We start from the raw sequence: 2,156 nt of genomic DNA, 5'->3' as shown, positions 1-2,156 counted from the left end.
GCCTAGCTTTGCATCGTGCGCCGCGCAGCCGCACAAAAGCGCCGCCGCAAAGGCCACGATTAAAATTTTACCTCTCATCTTTGCTCCTTTAAATTTTATTTCGCCCTAATAGACGCAAATTTACGCGCCAAATCGGCGTAAATTAACGCTTCCTTGGAACCGCGGAATTTTACCGCCGCTTGGCTTAAATTTTATCTATGCGCCCGCAAAAGCCCGTTTCGGCGCCAAATTTTAAATCTCGCGCGCCGCGCCCAAACAAAGCCCGATCGCGCAGTGTCCGCACGCCGTTTTTCATCATAGCGCCCGCGCCGCTTCGTTTGGCTAAAATTCCGCGTTTTGCTCCCAGATACGCTCTTGCGACTTCGCATCCACCGCCGCAAGCTCGGCCAGCTTGCAAAACGCCTCCCAAATCTCCTCGCGCTCCATAGTGTCGATGCTATGCTTGGCGTCTATCGCGTTAAAAATGGCGATAAATTCTTTTAAAATTTCGGTCTTCTCGGTCTTGAGCTCGTCGCTTGCGGATTCTGCTTCTAGCGCACTTAGTTTCTTGTGCGCGCCTACATAAGCCCTCATCGCCTTTCTGGCAGTCGCCGCGCCCACGCCCTCTCTGCCGTCCCAGCTACGTAGCGGGTTGTTTAAATTCGCCGCCAGCCACTGCTTACTTCGCGGCTGCCTGATTACGAGGCTTTCTATGCCCTTAAACTGCGCTCTAGCAGCCTCGCAAGCGCCTTTAGGCACCGACCAGAAACAAAGGCGTTTTAGATGCGGCAGCTGTGCCCTCGTCGGAAAGCGTTCAAATCCGTAAACGTCGCTTAGCCAGATGTCTTTTAGATGTTCAAATTTAGCGAGCGTGTCGATGTTTTTTAGCGTGCCGCCCTGCGCGTTAATAAAAATTTCACGCAAATTCGGAAAACTCGCCGCAACGCATGCGAGATCAATGCGCTCGCCGCGTTGCGAAAATATCCGTAGATCGCGCAGTTTTTCAAGCCCGCGAATGCAAAATTCGCCGCCGCTTAGCTCTAGCTGAACGCTCAAAAGCTCGCCGTCAAAGGGGCAGCGCACGCTTTTTAGCCGCGCGATATCGCTATTTATTACGAGCCGCCACAGCGAGCCGTTTAGCGTGATCTCCTCCGTGCCGCTGGCGTGCAAAACGAGCTGCTGCAGGTGCGTGCACGAGATATCCAGGCTTTTGCCGGCGCAATTTAGCTCAAGCTGCGTCATTATCGGCGTCGCTTCTAAAAAATCTTTTAAATTTTCATCCCAAATTTTGCTTTTTATCTCGTAGCAAAATGGATTTTTACGCGCTAAATCGGCGTAGAATTCCCTGCTTTGCGGCTGCGAAATTTCAAGCTTTTGCTTGCTAATAGATTTAAATTTAGCGCGGATCTCCTTCGGCAGCTCATTCCACGCAAGCTGCATATAGATCTGTTCGATGCTTTGCAAGCTCACGCACTCGGGCGGCTCGCAAATCAAAGCGGCGTTGCCGATGAAAACGGGCTCGGCATCTAAAATTTCATCCACGCCGAGATAAAATTCTCCGCGCCTCCAAAAGTGATGATCGAAGTAAAACGGCTTAAGCTTAGCCGCTTCTTTTAGCCCGAGCGGCGCGCTCGTAAAGCCGTCCAAAACGAGCGCGACTAGCCCCATATTGACGCTTACGATCTGCGCGGTAAAATACGCGTCCCGCCTCTTAAGCTTTACGGCGAAGAGATCGCCGATTTTCGGCTCGGTCATTTCCGTCCTTTAAATTTTAATCTGTCCGCACCCGTTTGACGAGCACGGATTTTAGCGGAGCTGCGAGCTAAATTTAGCTCAAATCCGCTCCGCCATAAGGCGCTGCTTTAAATCAAATTTCATTTGCACTCAAAGCTGCTCGCGTTATTTTCGTCGCCGCCTACGTATGTAGCCACTTTCGGATACGCGCAGATAGGGATCTGCTTACCCACGCGGCTCGCGCTTTTGTCTAGCAGGCTTTGCGGCGTCGCGCCTTAAGCGCGCTTAGGAGCGAAAATGCTCGCCTGCCGGTTTGCGAAAAGGCGCGAGACGCTAGCGCAGATCGGTCTTCAATAAGACGCAAAAAACGTACAAAACTATCGCAGGAGCCTACGTTGCGAAATTTTACCACCGATAAATTTTATCCTCGTAAGCGATCAGTC

Annotated in this window: 1 protein-coding gene; it reads right to left on the bottom strand. The window is 51.6% G+C overall.

Annotated features, from left to right (window positions below; all coding sequences use genetic code 11):
* Nucleotides 1-321: 321 nt before the first annotated feature.
* Nucleotides 322-1,734 carry a hypothetical protein gene (locus Q0369_RS02190; protein ID WP_298095393.1) on the bottom strand — a complete coding sequence of 471 codons (1,413 nt, stop codon included), beginning with the start codon at nt 1,732-1,734 and terminating at the stop codon, nt 322-324.
* Between the last annotated feature and the right edge of the window lie 422 nt (nt 1,735-2,156).

This window comes from uncultured Campylobacter sp., assembly GCF_938030685.1.
Classification (GTDB): domain Bacteria; phylum Campylobacterota; class Campylobacteria; order Campylobacterales; family Campylobacteraceae; genus Campylobacter_B.
The sequence above is the reverse complement of the archived record's forward strand: the minus strand, read 5'-3'. Positions and strand labels throughout refer to the sequence as shown.